A 15,215-nucleotide genomic window follows, 5' to 3' on the forward strand; every position below is an offset into this window, starting at 1 on the left:
CTGCGGTGATATCCGAACGCTATCGCGTTGCGGGGTGTTGCGACCTTGTGGGCGGTGCGTCGCGGTGGTTGAGTTCGCGGGCAATGAGTATTGATGAACGCACGCGGCCCGCCTTTCGACGTTCGACCGTAGCGGTGCTGGTGGTCGTGGCACTGCTTGCGGCGGCCTGCAGCCAGTCGGGAGACGATCCGGAAAGCAACTTCGAGGCGTTCGCGTCCGCGCTGCACAGCAAAGACGTGGACAAGGCGGCTGATCAGACCACCGATCCCGCTGTCGCGAGGGCGGCGATCGCGGACATGTTCGATCGACTCGGAGAAGAGGCCGCGGTCGATGTTGCGGTCGGCGACGTGGGATCCGACGGTGGTGATGGCCGGTTGACCATGGCGTGGACGTTCGGGCCGGGCAAAGACCTGACGTACGAGACGACCGGCCGATCCGTCGACACCGACGACGGCTGGCGACTGGAGTGGTCACCAGCCTTGTTGCACAGCAACTTACGCTCGGGTGCGCACTTTCAGTACTCCGACGACAAAGAACTTCTGACCCCGGTCGTCGACCGGTCCGGCGCCGAACTGATGACATGGCAGACGGTAGGTGTGATCACGCTGGATCAGGCGGCACTCGGTGAGGGCTCGGCCGCGCTGGCCCGGGTACTCGCCGGGATCGACCCCTCGATCACCGACGCGTCGATCCGGACCGCGGCCCGAGACCAAGGCGGTCCGACCGTCAACGTCGCAACCCTGCGCGCCGATGATCTGGAAAGAGTTCGGGAACAGCTTGATTCGATAGACGGAGTCGAGGTCGTTGAGCAGGGGAAACTGCTCACCGCCGAGCGCGGACTGCGCTCGCCCGTGCTGGCCGGTATGGAAGACGTATGGAACGACCGGATCTCGGCCGGGGCCGGCTGGTCGGTGCGGATCGTCGATGACGAGGGCAAGAACGTCGACCAGCTCAAGACCGTTCTCCCGCAACAGGTGCAGCCGATCGGGCTGACGCTGGACCTACGTCTGCAGATGCTGGCCCAGCGGGCCGTGTCGGCGCAGACCAAACCGGCAGTGCTGGTGGCCATCTCACCGTCGACCGGTGGGATACTCGCGGTCGCGCAGAACGACGCGGCGAACAGGGAAGGTCCGATAGCGTTGACCGGGCTGTACCCGCCCGGATCGACGTTCAAGACCGTGACAACGGCGGCGGCGTTGTCGTCGGGAACAGTGACGCCGCAGTCGCAGCTGCCCTGCCCGGGTCGCACGACCATCGAGGGCCGGACCATCCCGAACGAAGACGACTTCGATCTGGGTTCGGTACCGCTGACCACGGCATTCTCACGCTCGTGCAACACCACGATGGCGACACTGTCGGACCGACTGGGACCCGATGCATTGCCGGCCGCTGCCGAACAGTTCGGAATCGGTGTGGACTTCGTCGTTCCCGGCATCACCACGGTCACCGGTCAGGTCGGCTCCGCGGATACTCCCGCGTTGCGGGTGGAGAACGGGATCGGCCAGGGAAGTGTCACCGTGTCGCCGTTCGGTCTGGCGGTGGCGGAGGCAAGCCTGGGCAACGGCTCGATGGTGCTGCCGGGCCTGGTCATCGGGCAGAGCACCACCGCCGACAAGACACCATCGCCGCTGGATCCCGATGTGGTGGCGGCCTTGCGGACGATGATGCGTCAGACGGTGACGTCGGGCACCGCCGCGTCGCTGGCCGACATCGACGGTCTCGGCGGCAAGACCGGCACTGCGGAGTACGGCGACAACACCCACGCGCACGGCTGGTTCGCCGGGATCAGCGGCGACATCGCCTTCGCGTCACTGGTGGTCGGGGGTGACAGTTCGGGGCCCGCGGTTGCGGTGGCCGGAGACTTCCTGCGGCCGGCCGCCGAGGGCTGAGCCCCGTCAGCCCTGTCAGTGACGACCGGTGGGCTTGAGGACGATCTCTTGCGGATGGGCGTCGACCGGGGTGTTGATGGCGGCGACGACGGCCGCGGCCACGGTCTCGGGCCGCAGGTAGCGGGTCCCGTCGTAGTCGCCCCCGCTTTCCATGGCATTGAGTTCTTCCTGCATCTCGGTGTCGATCCGGCCCGGGAAGATCGACGTGACCCGCAGCGCCGGTTCTTCGAGACGCACCGCGTCGGCCAGCGCTCGCAGTCCGAACTTGCTGGCCGCGTAGACACCCCAACCGGCGTTGACCCGTTGGCCGGCACCGGAATTGATGAACACCACATGGCCGCCGGCGTTACGCAGGGCAGGCAGCAGCTGCCGGGTGAGTTCGGCGGCGGCGATGAGATTGACCTCGAGGACCCGGCGCCACTCGTCGGCAGGGGACTCCTCGACGGTGCCCCAGCTGATCACCCCAGCGCTGTGTACCAGCACGTCGAGTGAGCTGATCGCCTCGGTGGCGGCCTCGATCTCGTCGGGATCGGTCAGCTCGACCGGCCATGTGCTGGCACCGTCCAGAGACAACGCCATGTTGTCCAGGTCGGTGGAGGGTCTGCCGCCGAGCAGCAGGTCGTGGGTGGGGGCGAGTTGGCGGGCGATGGCCGCTCCCAGCCCGCGGCTGGCGCCGGTGATCAACGCGGTTGGCATGGCCTCAACCTTAGTGCCGATGGACCACACGCCCGGCGGGTCGGGCTACCAGGCCGGGCGCGAATGGAGGTGGGGGGTCAGAATGTGGAGCGTGGGATACTCCGGATTCACGAACACACAGCTGTCCGCCCGCGCCGCGTACCTTCTGCGCGGCAACGATCTGGGGACGATGACCAGCGCGGCGCCGCGTCTTTATCCGCATATGTGGAGCTGGGATGCCGCCTTTGTCACGGTGGGTCTGGCGCCGCTGAGTGTCGAGCGGGCCGTGGTCGAGATGGACACCTTGCTCTCGGCGCAATGGGGCAACGGGATGATCCCGCACATCGTGTTCGCCAACGGTCGCGACGGTTACTTCCCCGGGCCCGCCCGCTGGGAGTGCTCCGATCTCGCGTTCAATGCGCCACGGGCACCGGACACCTCGGGAATCACACAGCCGCCCGTGCACGCGATCGCGGTCCAGCGGATCCTCGATCATTCCCGTCGGCAAGGTCGCACCACCCGGTCGATGGCCGAGGAGTTTCTCGATCGGCGTTGGGGCGACCTGGTGCGCTGGCACCGGTGGCTGGCCCACGCGCGGGATCCGAAGGGGCGCGGCCGGATCACGCTTTATCACGGCTGGGAGTCCGGCATGGACAACTCCCCGCGGTGGGATGCGGCCTACAACAACGTGATCCCGGGCCTCGATCTCCCGCCGTACACCCGGGCTGATCTGTCGCATGGCGCGGACGCGTCGATGCGTCCGACCGACATCGAATACGACCGGTATCTGTGGCTGGTCGAGCAGATGAAGCGCGCCAATTACGACGACGCGATTCTGCCCGACGTGATGAGTTTTGCGATCGAAGACGTGTTTGTCAGCGCGATCTTCGCAGTCGCCTGTGACGTCCTGGCCACCATCGGAGAGGACTATTCCAAACCGCTCGCCGACGTCCGCGACCTGCGAGCCTGGTCCGAGCGCTTCCGCTCCGGGGTTGCGGCCTCGACGTCGGAACGCAACGGGGCGGCACGTGATTTCGATATTCGCGCGGATCGCTGGATCAACACCGAGACCATCGCGATGTTTGCGCCGCTGCTCTGCGGTGGTCTGCCCCGCGACCGCGAACGCGCCCTCTTGCGTTTGTTCGAGGGCCCACGCTTCTGCGGCCACCCGGATCTGAAATATGCGGTGCCGCCGTCCACGTCACCCATTTCCGCGGACTTCAAACCGCGGGAGTACTGGCGCGGGCCGGTCTGGCCGGTGATCACATGGCTGTTCTCGTGGGCTTTTGCCCAGCGCGGCTGGCCCGAGCGGTCGGCACGTCTTCGCGAAGAAGGTCTGCGGCAGACGCAGGACGGGTCATTTGCCGAGTACTACGAACCGTTCACCGGGGCGCCGCTGGGCAGCATGCAGCAATCATGGACCGCGGCGGCGGTTCTGGACTGGCTGGACTGAGCTGGCAACGGCGGTCGGACCGCTGAACCCTGGACAGGACGGCGGCTGTCGGCTTGAGTGGTTCGATGGCCCCCGAAGTCGACCCGTCCGAAGTGGATCCCGAAATCGCTGTGCCCGTAGGCGCCGAGGTGATCATCCTGGAATTGCCGACGGTCACGCTCACCGCCTTCGCGTGGGGTCCGCCTGACGGCCCACTTGCGCTGTGTCTGCACGGTTTTCCGGACACCGCCTACAGCTGGCGGCACCTTGGTCCCCGGCTGGCAGCGGAGGGATACCGGGTTGTCGCACCGTTCACCAGGGGCTATGCGCCGTCGACGGTCGCGGCGGACGACGATTATCACCTGGGTGCGCTGATGTACGACGCGGTCGAAATCCATCGGCTTCTCGAGGCCGACAACCGGGCAGTGGTCATCGGCCACGACTGGGGTGCCCTGACCTCCAACGGGCTTGCTGCTTACGGGGATTCCCCGTTTGCCGCGGTGGTGTCGATGTCGGTGCCACCGGTCGGTGCCTTCACTTCGCTGTCGGACAATACGGCACAGCTGATGAAATTGCTCGGTCGCCAACTGGTCATGAGCTGGTACATGATGTTCGTCCAGCTGCCGCGGTTGTCGGAGCGCAGCCTGGACCGGCTGATCCCGCTGCTGTGGCGTCGCTGGTCACCAGGCTATGACGCCGGTGTGGATCTTCCCGCGGTCTTTGCCGCCTTACCGGATCGGCAGCACCGCAGCGCAGTGCTCGGCTACTACCGGGCGACGTTGCGACCGGGTCGCAGCGCTGGCCGATATCACCGCATGCAGGCGGCCGCCTTCGGTAAGCCGCTGACACCGGTGCTGTATCTACACGGCGCCGACGACGGCTGCATGCAGGCCGGGTTTGTCGGTCGTTCCGAAAAGGTCCTGGCGCCGGGCAGTGAAGCCCGCATCGTGCCGGGTGCCGGTCATTTTCTGCATCTGGAAAAGCCCGACGTTGTGGGTGAGTTGATTGTCGACCATCTCCGCCGGACCTCTTGAACGATTTGTGAGGAATTGTTTGAAGGTGGGCAGACAATTGATTGCCGAGATCGCACGGCCCTAGAATCCCTTGTGATGAGTACGCCTACGAAAAAGCCGCGCGGTGATCGGCGTCCGGACAAGTTCGGGGATCGCCGCCGAGAACTGGCGAAGTCGGCCTTACTGACACTCGCCCAACGCGGTTATGCCAACACGAGTTTGCGCGACATTGCAAATAATTCGGATTTCACTCACGGCGTCCTGCACTACTATTTCGCGGACAAAAACGAACTCATGATCTTTGTCGTCCGTGAATACAAGGTCGAATGCGTGACCCGATATGACGCAGCCACCGAGGGAGCCACCAGCGCGTCAGATCTGTGTAGCCGGTTTGCCGCGGCGATGAAGGATTCGGTCGTCGAAGATGCGTCGACGCACCGGCTTTGGTACGACATGCGGGCTCAGAGCCTCTTTGACAAGAGCTTCCGGCCGGTGGTCGGCGAGATCGAGCAGGGTCTGGAAGACATGACCTGGCGGGTTGTCACCCGTTACTGCGAGTTCGATCAGGCAGTCCCGGCGCTGCAGCCACCGCAGGCCTACGCGCTGATCGACGGTCTGTTTCAGCAAGCCCTGATCAGGTGGCACAACGGTGACGACACCGCCGGGGACTACCTCGCCGCACAGGTGAGCGACGTGATGGAGAACCTCTTCACCTAGGGGTTTGTGGGCTCGGTGTCGGGCTGGGGTGCGGCAGGTGTGGACTGGGGCGCCGCGGGTGCGGGCTTGATCTTCTGCTTCAGCTGGTAGGCCTTGATGAAGATCGCCCCGATGATCTTCTGGATGCGGGTGGGTTCTGACGGTTGTTCTGACACGTTGATTCGCTCCGTGGATAGTCGGCAATGGTGTGATCCGGTGCAGGTTGATGATTCACGCGTCGAACCCTGCCCCGGTCGACACACCAGGTACACGCCCCCACCCCGTAGATCCCTCCCCGTCGGATCCATGGAAAGGTAACCCATTCAGGGCGCTATGGATAGGCTTTCGCGTCCAGTTCTTCTGAAGTGGGTCCCGGAGCCCCGGCCTGGCGTACTGCCTCAGATGCCGATCTGACCGCCGGACTTCCAGACCGACACCACTGCCGGGCGGGGCTGGCTGTCGCCACCGTCGGGCCAATGCGAATACGGCTTGTCGGCCGAGTAATCGTCCTCTTCTCCCGGATGCTGGACGCACACGATGACCCGGTCGGTCCCGATGATCGGGCCACAGGTCTCGGAGCTGCGCGGGACGGTGAGGAATTGCTTTGTCTCACCCCGGTTCTCGCCGGAGAGGGCGACGGCGAACAGGCCGTCGTTGTTGCCGAGGGCATTGCCGTCGGTGGACACCCACAGGTTGCCGTGCGGATCGAAGGCGACGTTGTCGGGGCAGGAGATCGGGCTGACCTTGGTCTTGTCGAAGCCACCGTAGTAGGTGTCGGCGGCTGCCGGATCGCCGCAGACCAGCAGCAGGTCCCAGGTGAAGTCGGTACCCGCGTGGTTGTCGGTGATCTCGATGATCTGGCCGTTCTTGTTCTTGTTACGGGGGTTTGGTGAATCCGCCGCGGCCTCACCATCGGTTCCGCGATCGCTGTTGTTGGTCAGCGCGCAGTACACCTTGCCGGTGACCGGATGTGCCTCGATGTCCTCGGGGCGATCCATCTTGGTCGGGTTGACCTTGTCGGCGGCCGCTCGGGTGAACACCGCGACCTCTTGGGCGCTCATGCCGTCGACGCGCGACTGGGCGCCGTCGTCGGTCACCGTCAGCAGTGGGAACCATTTGCCGGTTCCGGCGAAAGAACCGGAGGACGGTAGTGCGCCGCTGCCGTCGATCGACTTGGGTTCGTTGCCGCTCAACTGGGCGACGTACAGGGTGCCGGTCGACAGGATGCTCATGTTGTGGCGCATGGCCGCGGCACCGAGTCCGGGCTGAACCTTCTTGTCGGACACGAACTTGTAGATGTACTCGAACTTCTGATCGTCGCCGGTGTAGGCCACCACGGTGCCGTCTTCGGTGACAAAGATGTTGGCGCCTTCATGCTTGAGCCGCCCCATCGAGGAATGCTTGACCGGGGTGGACTCCGGATCGTGCGGGTTGACCTCCACGATGTAACCGAATCGGTTGCCCTCGTTGGGTTCTTGGGCCAGGTCGAAACGGGTCTCGTAGCGACCCCACTGGTGGTAGTCGTCCTCGTCGTCGAATCCGTAACGGTCCAGACGTTCTTTGGCGACCGGTTCGGTGATCGATGCCGCGCCGGTGAAGTAGTTGTTGAAGTTCTCTTCGCCGGAGACCATCGTGCCCCACGGGGTCAGGCCGCCGGAGCAGTTGCCGATGGTGCCGAGAATCGTTGTCCCGGTGGGATCTGCGGCAGTCTTCACGAACTCGCTGCCTGCTGCCGGACCGGTGAGGGTGAACGGGCTCATCGCCGTCAGCCGTCGGTTGCGGTCTCCGACCACGGGTGTGAGTTTGCCTGAACCGCTTTCGCTTTTGACCTCGACAACCGTGATCCCGTGGGCTGCCATCGAGACGCGGGCCTGCTGATCGGTGGGTTCTTTGGGCTTGTAGCCCTTGAACATGAACTGTTCGGTCGTGTACTCCTGGTTGACCACCAGGTAGAAGTGACCGGCCTGGCCGTCGATGGGGATCAGTCCGGCAAAGTCATTGTTGAATCCGAACTGCTTCTCCTGGGCTTCGGCGGTCTGGTTGTCGAAATCGAATTCAGGGGCGCCGGGCAGTACCGGGTCACCCCACCTGATCACCACCGCCTGTTCATAACCCGCCGGGATCACCAGGGCGTCTTCGACATTCGGTGCGACCGGCGCGAAGTTCATTCCGGTGGTCCCGGTTTCCGCCGCGGTACCGACACCGGTGCCGGCGGCAGCGCTGCTGCTCGTGGCCGCTGTCTTGCCATCGTCGCCGCAGGCTGCCAGTGCTGAGGTGGCGCCGACCGCTACCACTGCGGCCGCTGAGCCACGCAGGATCGAACGTCGGGAGATGGCCCCGCGGGCGACATCACGGAAGTAGGTGTTGTTGCTGGTGTTGGGGGGTTCATGCCAGCAGGCGTCGCCGCACTTGTAGTGGCAGGTCACCAGGGAACGCGCAGACGCCCCTTCATGCTTGGTGGTGATTGTGAGCGGAATACGCACCGCGGGCTCCCCCAGGTAGACAGACATCGAGCAACCGGTCGAACGTTAGGCGGCGTAAACAACGGGTGTCGGAACGTGGGATGAATCAGTGGTTAAGTCTTGGCATTTGAGGTCTACCGTTGATGGACATGGGAGCAGATGGGTACGACGCGGTGGTGGTCGGATCGGGTCCGAACGGTTTGTCCGCGGCGGTGACCCTGGCCAAGACCGGCCGCAAGGTGCTGGTACTCGAGTCGCACCCCACGATCGGCGGCGGGACGCGGACGGCCGAATTGACCGAGCCCGGCTTTCACCATGACGTGTGTTCGGTGGTGCATCCGACCGGGATGGCTTCTCCGGCGTTCAATTCGATGGATCTGTCGCGCCACGGCCTGCACTGGCTGGTGCCCGAGATCGGTCTGTCGCATGTGTTCGGTGACGGGACCGCTCTACCGCTGTACACCGATCTCGGCCGCAGCGCCGAGTTCCTAGGCCGCGATGCCCGCGCCTGGTCGGCGACCCTGGGATACGCTGCCGCGCACTCGGCGGACCTGATCTCCGATTTCTTCGGCCCGTTCCGAATACCCCGACACCCGTTGGCCGCCGCACATTTCGGGCCGCTGGCCCTGCTCAGCGCAGATGTGTTCAACCGGATCATGTTTCGGGACCCTCGGACGCGCACGGCATTCTCGGCGATCGCCACGCATGTGGTCAGACCGCCCGGCGAGGTCGCGACGGCCGCGGTGGGACTGATGCTGGGGATGCTGGTGCATTCCGGCGGCTGGCCGCTGGCGCATGGCGGCAGTCAGTCGATCGCCGATGCGCTTGCCGGTGCACTGCGCGAGCACGGTGGGCATATCGAGACCGACCATCCCGTCTACAAGTTCGATGACCTGCCGGATGCACCGCTGAAGCTCTTCGACATCGATCCGCGGCAATTCGCCACCATCATGGGCGAGAGGTTGCCTGCCCGCTATCGCCGCAGGCTCGCGAAGTTCCGGTTCGGACCGGGCACCTTCAAGATCGATTACGCGTTGTCAGAACCGATCCCGTGGACCGACCCCCACACCGGGTCCACGGTCACCTTCCACATCGCCGAAAGTGAACAGCAGATCCGCGACAACGAGAAAGATGTGCAGGCCGGCCGGATCCCGCAGCGTCCGAACCTGATCGGTGGCACGCCAACCGTGCTGGATCCGACGAGGGCCCCCGCAGGCAAGCACGTGGCCTGGGCGTATTGCCACGTACCGCACGGCAGCGACGTCGACATGACGGCGGCTGTGGAGGCGGAGATCGAGCGGTGCGCACCGGGCTTTCGAGACGTCGTACTGGCTCGGCACACCATGACCGCCAAACAGTATTCCGTCTACAACCCGAATTATGTAGGTGGCGACATGAATTCGGGCATTTCGGATCTTCGTCAGCAGTTCACCAGGCCGGTCGCTGCTCGGGTGCCGTACGCAACGCCGGTGAGGGGCGTGTTCCTGTGTTCGTCGTCCACGCCTCCCGGCGGCGGTGTGCACGGAATGTGTGGGAAGTACGCCGCCGAAGCCGCGATCATCCAGGAGCACTCGGGCCGAAACTGAGGCAGACTGGATTCATGACCGCACCTATCCAGATTGCTGTTCAGCTGCAACCACAACACGCCCAGTACTCAGACATCCGCGACGCAGTCCTTCGGGCAGAGGATGCCGGGGTCGACATGGCGTTCAACTGGGATCATTTCTTCCCGCTCTACGGTGAGCGCGACGGTGAGCACTTCGAGTGCTGGACGATGCTCGGCGCGTGGGCGGAGCAGACCTCGAACATCCAGATCGGTGCGCTGGTCACCTGCAACAGTTACCGGAATCCGGAGCTGCTCGCCGATATGGCCCGAACGGTCGACCACATCTCGGGTGGACGACTGATCCTGGGAATCGGATCAGGCTGGTTCGAGCGCGACTACACCGAGTACGGATACGAGTTCGGCACCGCAGGTGGCCGGCTCGATGCGCTCGGCGAGGCCCTGCCGCGGATCAAGGACCGGTTCGGCAAACTCAACCCCGCACCGACCCGCGAGATCCCGATCCTGATCGGCGGGGGCGGCGAGAAGAAGACGCTGAAGTACGTGGCCGAGCACGCCCACATCTGGCATTCGTTTGTCGATGTGGAGATCTACCGCCACAAGGCGCAGGTCCTGGCCGGGCACTGCGCCGCAATCGGACGCGATCCGAACGAGATCGTCCGGTCGAGCGAGTTGTCCGCGGCCGAAAACCCCGAGGCCGCCATCGCGCTGGCCGAGAGCCTCGCCGATGAGGGCGTCACACTGTTCACCATCGGAGTGAACGGCCCGGATTACGATCTGTCGCTGGCCACCAAGATGTGTGCGTGGCGAGATCGGCGCAACGGCGCGTAGCGTCGGCAAACCCCGCAAGTCGATTGCCCACCCCGGTCATGCCGCGGGTGGGCATTCTTCGGCGATAATGGTCGACAAACGTCAGATGAGGATGCCGCTGCGGCATCTCAAATGGCCCGGCAAGTCAGGTAGCGAGGTGGGTTTGCGGTGACGTACTGGTCGACATCGCAGGCTCGCCTGTTGCCTGAAGCCGAGTTCATCGCCGCCATCGGGCAGTCTGTCCAGGCCGCGGCGCCTCCCGGGGCCGTCGGCGCGAGGATCTGTTTCAGCTTCGCCGGAACCGCGACGCGGTACACGCTCACCTACTTCGGTCAGGTGCCGCCAACCCCGGTTCCGGCGCCGCCGGTTGCGCTGGAACTGGCCCGAGATCTGCGGGTGGGCCGCTACCAGGCCGGGCACGACGCGGCGCTCACCATGGAGATCACGCTGAGCGCCGCCCCACCGGTGGTTCACTACGATCACGGTGAGATGGGACCCATCGATGCGGGCCTGATCTTCGACCCGGACTCCTATCGGGATGATCTGCTCCGATACCCACGGACCGCGCCGCAATGGCTGATCGATTACGTCGGTGGCATATCGTTGGCGCAGTTGTTGTCAGGGACGTACTTTCCGTTCCCTGCCCCGGGTTCGGTGCCTACGCACGCGACCGATCCTGCGTCTGCGGTGGCCATCGCACTCGATTTCATTCGCGCACGGCGGGTGAACTTTGTCGGCCACAATCTGTATTCCCTGACCGCGCAACGCATTCAGGCGGGCTGGCGGGTCTTCACCCAGGCGCCCTCCGACCCGGCTCGGGCCGGCGGCCAGATGCGACTGATCTTCCTCGTCGCCGATGACGGATTTGTCGAGATCCCCACGCCGGCAATGACTCCCGACGCGAACGAGTTGGCCTTCACCCAACGTGCATTCCAGCGCGCACATCAGGCGAACCAGGTGCCCTCCGCGCCGACCCCGGTGCAGTACGGCGGTATTGCGGTCGCGAATCGAGGCGAACCGGAGTCCACCGCGGATGTGCCGGGTGCACGCGAGGCCCAAACGGCCCGAGACAACCTGTGGCGCAGCGTCGGGCACGTGTACGAGTCGCTGCTCGCGCCGCTTGACGCCGGAGGTGTGCTCTGGCCGGGCGGTACCCGGGCCTTCCGGGCGGTGCGGCGCGATCGAACCACGCTGCTCGCCACCGACGGACTGTCGGCACCAAGTCTGACCGGCGGTGGAACCAGTACCGCTTATGGCCCGGTGGCGGGTGGCTCGATGCTCGGTGTGGGAGCGGAGTTCTTCCTGGAGTCGATCGAACCGGGGCTCCGGGCCGACGAGAGTGCCCGTGAGCACTGGCTTTTCGGGGTGCTGTCGGCGGTTGCGGAACGGGCGGCCACCGATGGTTCCGATTTCGTCCGCTCGATCACGGCCGCACCCGAGGCGGTGTACGTGGAACTACCGGGCCTGACGGGCCCGCGGGAATGGCTGGTGAACGGCACCGCCGGCGTCCTTCTGGGCAACAAGGGGTGGGGCGCGCCAAGCGGTTTCGACACCCCGCTCGGCCACGTCGCGCTGATCACCGTGACGGTCCTGCGGGCCAGTGAATCGGTGACCACGTCGGCCTGGCCGTCGGCGGCCGGTGAGATCTTCCGACAACTCAATGCCCGTCGGGTCGGGCACTATTTCGACCCGGACCGCGTCGCGATCTATTAGGCGCGCACCCCCCGGGACGTCAACGCACTGGCGTGAGGCGCCCGTCGATCATCTCGACGACCCGATCGCAGTGGGAGAGGACGTCGTGATCGTGGGTCACCATGATGGTGGCAACGTTTGCGCGGTGCGTCTCTTCGGCGAGCACCTGCACCACCTCGTGGCTGCGCTTACGGTCGAGCGCGGCGGTCGGTTCGTCGACGAGTAGCAACGACGGCTCGGTGACGAGTGCCCGGGCGATACCCACCCGCTGTCGTTCGCCACCGGACAACTGACCGGGCCGCTTGTCGAGGCGGTGACTCATACCGACGGCCTCCAGCAGCGGGAGGGGATCGCGACCGGGACGCCCGGTGATCGTGGGCATCAGTCGCAGTTGATCGAGCGTGGTCAGCGACGGCACCAGGTTGGCGGTCTGGAATACGAACCCGATGTGGTCGCGGCGGATCTTCGTCAGCTTCTTCGCCGGAACCGTGCTCAGGTCGGTACCGGCCAGGTGAACCGAACCCGTGGTGGGTACCGTCAGCCCGCCGGCAACCGCGAGCAGGGTCGACTTGCCGGACCCGGAAGGCCCGACAATCGCAACCAGCTCGCCGGGTGTGACCTGTAGGTTCACGTTGTTCAGGGCGGTGATCGAACTGTCGCCGTCGCCGAATGTCAATGTGACGTCACGGAGTTCGAGGCCTGCGGTGCGAGTGGTGGTCATCGGTTTTCCCCCAGGGCGGTGAGTGGATTGATGCGGGCGACTCGGATCACTGCGACGGCCGCGCCGAGTAGACCCAGGACGATCAGCAGGACAGCGCCCTGGAGAATGGGCCCGGTTTGCATGGAGAAGGGCATCCCGGTTCCGCTGAGGCCGGATCCGAACCCGACCCCGATGCCGACTCCCACGGCGACAGAGCCGAGAAGGACAAATGTTGCCTGCAGGATGCTGTCCCTGAGCAGGTACGGCGTCGAGGCACCGAGTGCGCGTAGGAGCGCAAGTTCTCGCGTACGTTGCACGGTCCAGATCGTGAAGAAGGCGCCGACCACCAGCGCGGAGATCGCGTAGAGGAACACGGTGATCATCGACATGGTCATCGTCTCCGCCGCGTATCCGGGTGAAGAATCGAACGAGTCCTCGAGGCTCTTTGACGACGTGCCGGCCGCGGTGTCACCGGAAGCCAAGTCGGGCAGCTGGTTCGAGGTTCCTTCGATCGCGACCACACTGGCCTCGTCGTAGATTCGAGGGTCGAAAGAGCCGTCGCTGTTGGCGCCGCCGCTGTTGATCTCCTGCCAGGTGGTCAGGGGGACATAGGCGATGTCGACGTGGCCGAATGTGCGCTTGTCCGAGGTGAATCCAACAACATTGAGCTCGGTGCCGATGCGATCGATCGTGATGCGGTCGCCGATCTCGACACCCTCGTCGCGGGCAGTTGAGCTGACGATGATGTCGTTTGGTCCGGCGATGGCGGTGCCCTCGGCGGCGTCGGGTTCGAGAAACGAACCGGGAGTCACGCCGAACAGTGTCAGGTCGACGGGCGTGCCATCACTGTTGTGCGCATTGACAATCGAGTTGCCCATCAGTTCGGCGTGTTCGACATCGGGCTGCTGCGCCCACGTCTCGGCCTGCGTCCGGGTGACAACCGACCGGGAGAACGCCGAGTCGGCCTTCGTGCCCTGGGCGAATGCAAATGCCTGTACCGGGCTGCGCTGAAGGCCGGAGACACCATCGTCGACCAGGCCCGTGGACAATCCGGAAAGAATCACCATGAGGACCGAGATCAACGCGACGACCGCCCCCATCAACAAGAACCGGGTCCGGGCGTAGATCAGTTCGCGAATTGCGAGGAACATCGGAAAACTCCTTGCGGGTGAGCACCGACAAACGGCGGCTCATATTGCCGTCGACCAGTCGGGTGACGTGGGCAGTCGGAGCAGTCCGTCCGGGGCCCTTCCCGCACTGTCGATCCGAGAACGCGGCGTCCGAATTGTTCCGTCGAGCCACCCTACTACGGGCGGTAGTACTCGCTGGGGCCGGTTCTACCGTTCACTCGTCGGACGGTTTCGACCGGTCGCGGGTACGGAGTGCCTCGCGGATGGCGTCGGTCTGGGCGGCCAAGAAGTCTCGGGCGACGCGGGCGCGGTTGGCGACCATGTCGAATCCGTGGAACGCGCCAGGGATCACGATGAACGTGCAGGGCACCCCGGCTTCTCGCAACCGCTCGGCATAGGTTTCGTCTTCCTCGAGGAAGAGATCGAGTGATCCGACGCCGATCCACGCCGGGGCCAGACCGGTCAGGTCAGTGCGGCGGGCGGGGACCGCAATCTCGGGTGAGGCGTCGCCGAGGTAACTGTCCCAGCCGTACCGGTTGCTCGTCGCGTCCCAGAGCCGGTGGTTCTCATCGGGCGTGACCGAGCGGTTGTCGAGCATCGGGTAGACCAGCAACTGCAGCATCGGGGTGATCCCGCCGCGGTCACGGGCAAAGGCCGCAACCGTCGCGGCCAATCCGCCACCGGCGCTGGCACCGGCGACCACGATCCGGTCGGCGTCGACCTCGGGTCGTTCGGCAAGCCATCGGAGCGCGGCGTAACAGTCTTCCGCGGGGATGGGATAGGGGTGCTCCGGGGCGAGCCGGTACTCGACAGATGCCACCGTCGCGCCAACGGCGTCGGCGAAATGTCTGCAGGTGGCATCGTCCTGGGCCGCGGTGCCGATCACCATGCCGCCGCCGTGGATCCACAGGACACCCGGTCCCGGGACCGCGGCCGGTTTTGTCGGCCGGAACAACCGCACGCTCACACCCGGTGCAATCTGGTGGACGGTGGCGGCGGAACTGCCGCGGATCAGTTTGGACAACCACCGGATCGCCGGAACCGTCCGGGGCCCGACCAGGTGCTGCGGTACCAACAACGAGTGCAGGCGCAGGTCAGGGTCGAATGCCTCGCGATTTCGGATCCGGTTGATCATCATGTCGGATGCTATCC

13 protein-coding genes are annotated in these 15,215 nt (G+C 65.1%); 7 read left to right on the forward strand and 6 right to left on the reverse strand.

Going from position 1 to position 15,215, the window contains the following annotated elements; all coding sequences use genetic code 11:
- The first annotated feature begins 83 nt into the window (after positions 1 to 83).
- The gene (locus AC56PL_RS12180; RefSeq protein ID WP_495513938.1) at positions 84 to 1,889 is read left to right on the forward strand and encodes a penicillin-binding transpeptidase domain-containing protein; all 1,806 of its coding nucleotides are present in this window, start codon (positions 84 to 86) and stop codon (positions 1,887 to 1,889) included.
- A gap of 15 nt (positions 1,890 to 1,904) precedes the next feature.
- On the opposite strand, the gene AC56PL_RS12185 is transcribed toward AC56PL_RS12180, so the two are convergent.
- A complete protein-coding gene (locus AC56PL_RS12185; protein WP_482142667.1) occupies positions 1,905 to 2,585 on the reverse strand; it encodes an SDR family oxidoreductase in 681 nt (226 codons plus the stop codon).
- A gap of 91 nt (positions 2,586 to 2,676) precedes the next feature.
- Between AC56PL_RS12185 and ggh the strand changes: the two genes are divergently transcribed.
- The 3 genes from ggh (at position 2,677) to AC56PL_RS12200 (ending at position 5,726) form a co-directional block, all read left to right on the forward strand.
- Entirely contained in the window at positions 2,677 to 4,017 is a 1,341-nt protein-coding gene (ggh, locus tag AC56PL_RS12190) for a glucosylglycerate hydrolase (RefSeq protein ID WP_497153972.1), read from the forward strand.
- Between the two features lie 65 nt (positions 4,018 to 4,082).
- A complete protein-coding gene (locus AC56PL_RS12195) occupies positions 4,083 to 5,030 on the forward strand; it encodes an alpha/beta fold hydrolase (protein ID WP_497153973.1) in 948 nt (315 codons plus the stop codon).
- 75 nt (positions 5,031 to 5,105) lie between these two features.
- Positions 5,106 to 5,726: a TetR family transcriptional regulator gene (locus AC56PL_RS12200; RefSeq protein WP_495513942.1), complete on the forward strand. Its 621-nt coding sequence runs from the start codon at positions 5,106 to 5,108 to the stop codon at positions 5,724 to 5,726.
- On the opposite strand, the gene AC56PL_RS12205 is transcribed toward AC56PL_RS12200, so the two are convergent.
- Both AC56PL_RS12205 and AC56PL_RS12210 read right to left on the reverse strand, forming a co-directional pair.
- On the reverse strand, positions 5,723 to 5,881 hold the full coding sequence (locus tag AC56PL_RS12205) for a hypothetical protein (protein WP_497153974.1): 159 nt from the start codon (positions 5,879 to 5,881) through the stop codon (positions 5,723 to 5,725). The genes AC56PL_RS12200 and AC56PL_RS12205 overlap by 4 nt on opposite strands.
- Positions 5,882 to 6,103: 222 nt before the next feature.
- Positions 6,104 to 8,188 carry a PhoX family protein gene (locus AC56PL_RS12210; protein WP_497153975.1) on the reverse strand — a complete coding sequence of 695 codons (2,085 nt, stop codon included), beginning with the start codon at positions 8,186 to 8,188 and terminating at the stop codon, positions 6,104 to 6,106.
- 128 nt (positions 8,189 to 8,316) lie between these two features.
- On the opposite strand from AC56PL_RS12210, the gene AC56PL_RS12215 reads away from it, so the two are divergent.
- The 3 genes from AC56PL_RS12215 to AC56PL_RS12225 all read left to right on the forward strand — a co-directional run bounded on the left by AC56PL_RS12215 (position 8,317) and on the right by AC56PL_RS12225 (position 12,254).
- On the forward strand, positions 8,317 to 9,753 hold the full coding sequence (locus AC56PL_RS12215) for a phytoene desaturase family protein (RefSeq protein ID WP_497153976.1): 1,437 nt from the start codon (positions 8,317 to 8,319) through the stop codon (positions 9,751 to 9,753).
- 14 nt (positions 9,754 to 9,767) lie between these two features.
- On the forward strand, positions 9,768 to 10,562 hold the full coding sequence (locus AC56PL_RS12220) for an LLM class F420-dependent oxidoreductase (RefSeq protein ID WP_497153977.1): 795 nt from the start codon (positions 9,768 to 9,770) through the stop codon (positions 10,560 to 10,562).
- Between the two features lie 147 nt (positions 10,563 to 10,709).
- The gene (locus tag AC56PL_RS12225; RefSeq protein ID WP_497153978.1) at positions 10,710 to 12,254 is read left to right on the forward strand and encodes a hypothetical protein; all 1,545 of its coding nucleotides are present in this window, start codon (positions 10,710 to 10,712) and stop codon (positions 12,252 to 12,254) included.
- 19 nt (positions 12,255 to 12,273) lie between these two features.
- Here the strand turns inward: AC56PL_RS12225 and AC56PL_RS12230 are convergent, their stop codons facing one another.
- From AC56PL_RS12230 to AC56PL_RS12240, 3 genes are all read right to left on the reverse strand, one after another.
- Positions 12,274 to 12,954, reverse strand: a complete 681-nt coding sequence (locus AC56PL_RS12230; RefSeq protein WP_497153979.1) for an ABC transporter ATP-binding protein — start codon at positions 12,952 to 12,954, stop codon at positions 12,274 to 12,276.
- Complete coding sequence (locus tag AC56PL_RS12235; protein WP_495513948.1) at positions 12,951 to 14,084, reverse strand: FtsX-like permease family protein; 1,134 nt, start codon at positions 14,082 to 14,084, stop codon at positions 12,951 to 12,953. The genes AC56PL_RS12230 and AC56PL_RS12235 overlap by 4 nt, the downstream gene beginning before the upstream one ends.
- A gap of 193 nt (positions 14,085 to 14,277) precedes the next feature.
- Positions 14,278 to 15,198 carry an alpha/beta hydrolase gene (locus tag AC56PL_RS12240; protein WP_497154297.1) on the reverse strand — a complete coding sequence of 307 codons (921 nt, stop codon included), beginning with the start codon at positions 15,196 to 15,198 and terminating at the stop codon, positions 14,278 to 14,280.
- Positions 15,199 to 15,215: the final 17 nt, after the last annotated feature.

The sequence above is a fragment of the Williamsia sp. Y721 genome (assembly GCF_059683565.1).

Coding starts and splice junctions, on each gene's coding strand:
- AC56PL_RS12215 (WP_497153976.1), top strand. CDS start 8,317: ATGGGAGCAGATGGGTACGACGCGGTGGTGGTCGGATCGGGTCCGAAC.
- AC56PL_RS12230 (WP_497153979.1), bottom strand. CDS start 12,954: ATGACCACCACTCGCACCGCAGGCCTCGAACTCCGTGACGTCACATTG.
- AC56PL_RS12185 (WP_482142667.1), bottom strand. CDS start 2,585: ATGCCAACCGCGTTGATCACCGGCGCCAGCCGCGGGCTGGGAGCGGCC.
- AC56PL_RS12195 (WP_497153973.1), top strand. CDS start 4,083: ATGGCCCCCGAAGTCGACCCGTCCGAAGTGGATCCCGAAATCGCTGTG.
- AC56PL_RS12235 (WP_495513948.1), bottom strand. CDS start 14,084: ATGTTCCTCGCAATTCGCGAACTGATCTACGCCCGGACCCGGTTCTTG.
- AC56PL_RS12220 (WP_497153977.1), top strand. CDS start 9,768: ATGACCGCACCTATCCAGATTGCTGTTCAGCTGCAACCACAACACGCC.
- AC56PL_RS12180 (WP_495513938.1), top strand. CDS start 84: ATGAGTATTGATGAACGCACGCGGCCCGCCTTTCGACGTTCGACCGTA.
- AC56PL_RS12200 (WP_495513942.1), top strand. CDS start 5,106: ATGAGTACGCCTACGAAAAAGCCGCGCGGTGATCGGCGTCCGGACAAG.
- AC56PL_RS12240 (WP_497154297.1), bottom strand. CDS start 15,198: ATGATCAACCGGATCCGAAATCGCGAGGCATTCGACCCTGACCTGCGC.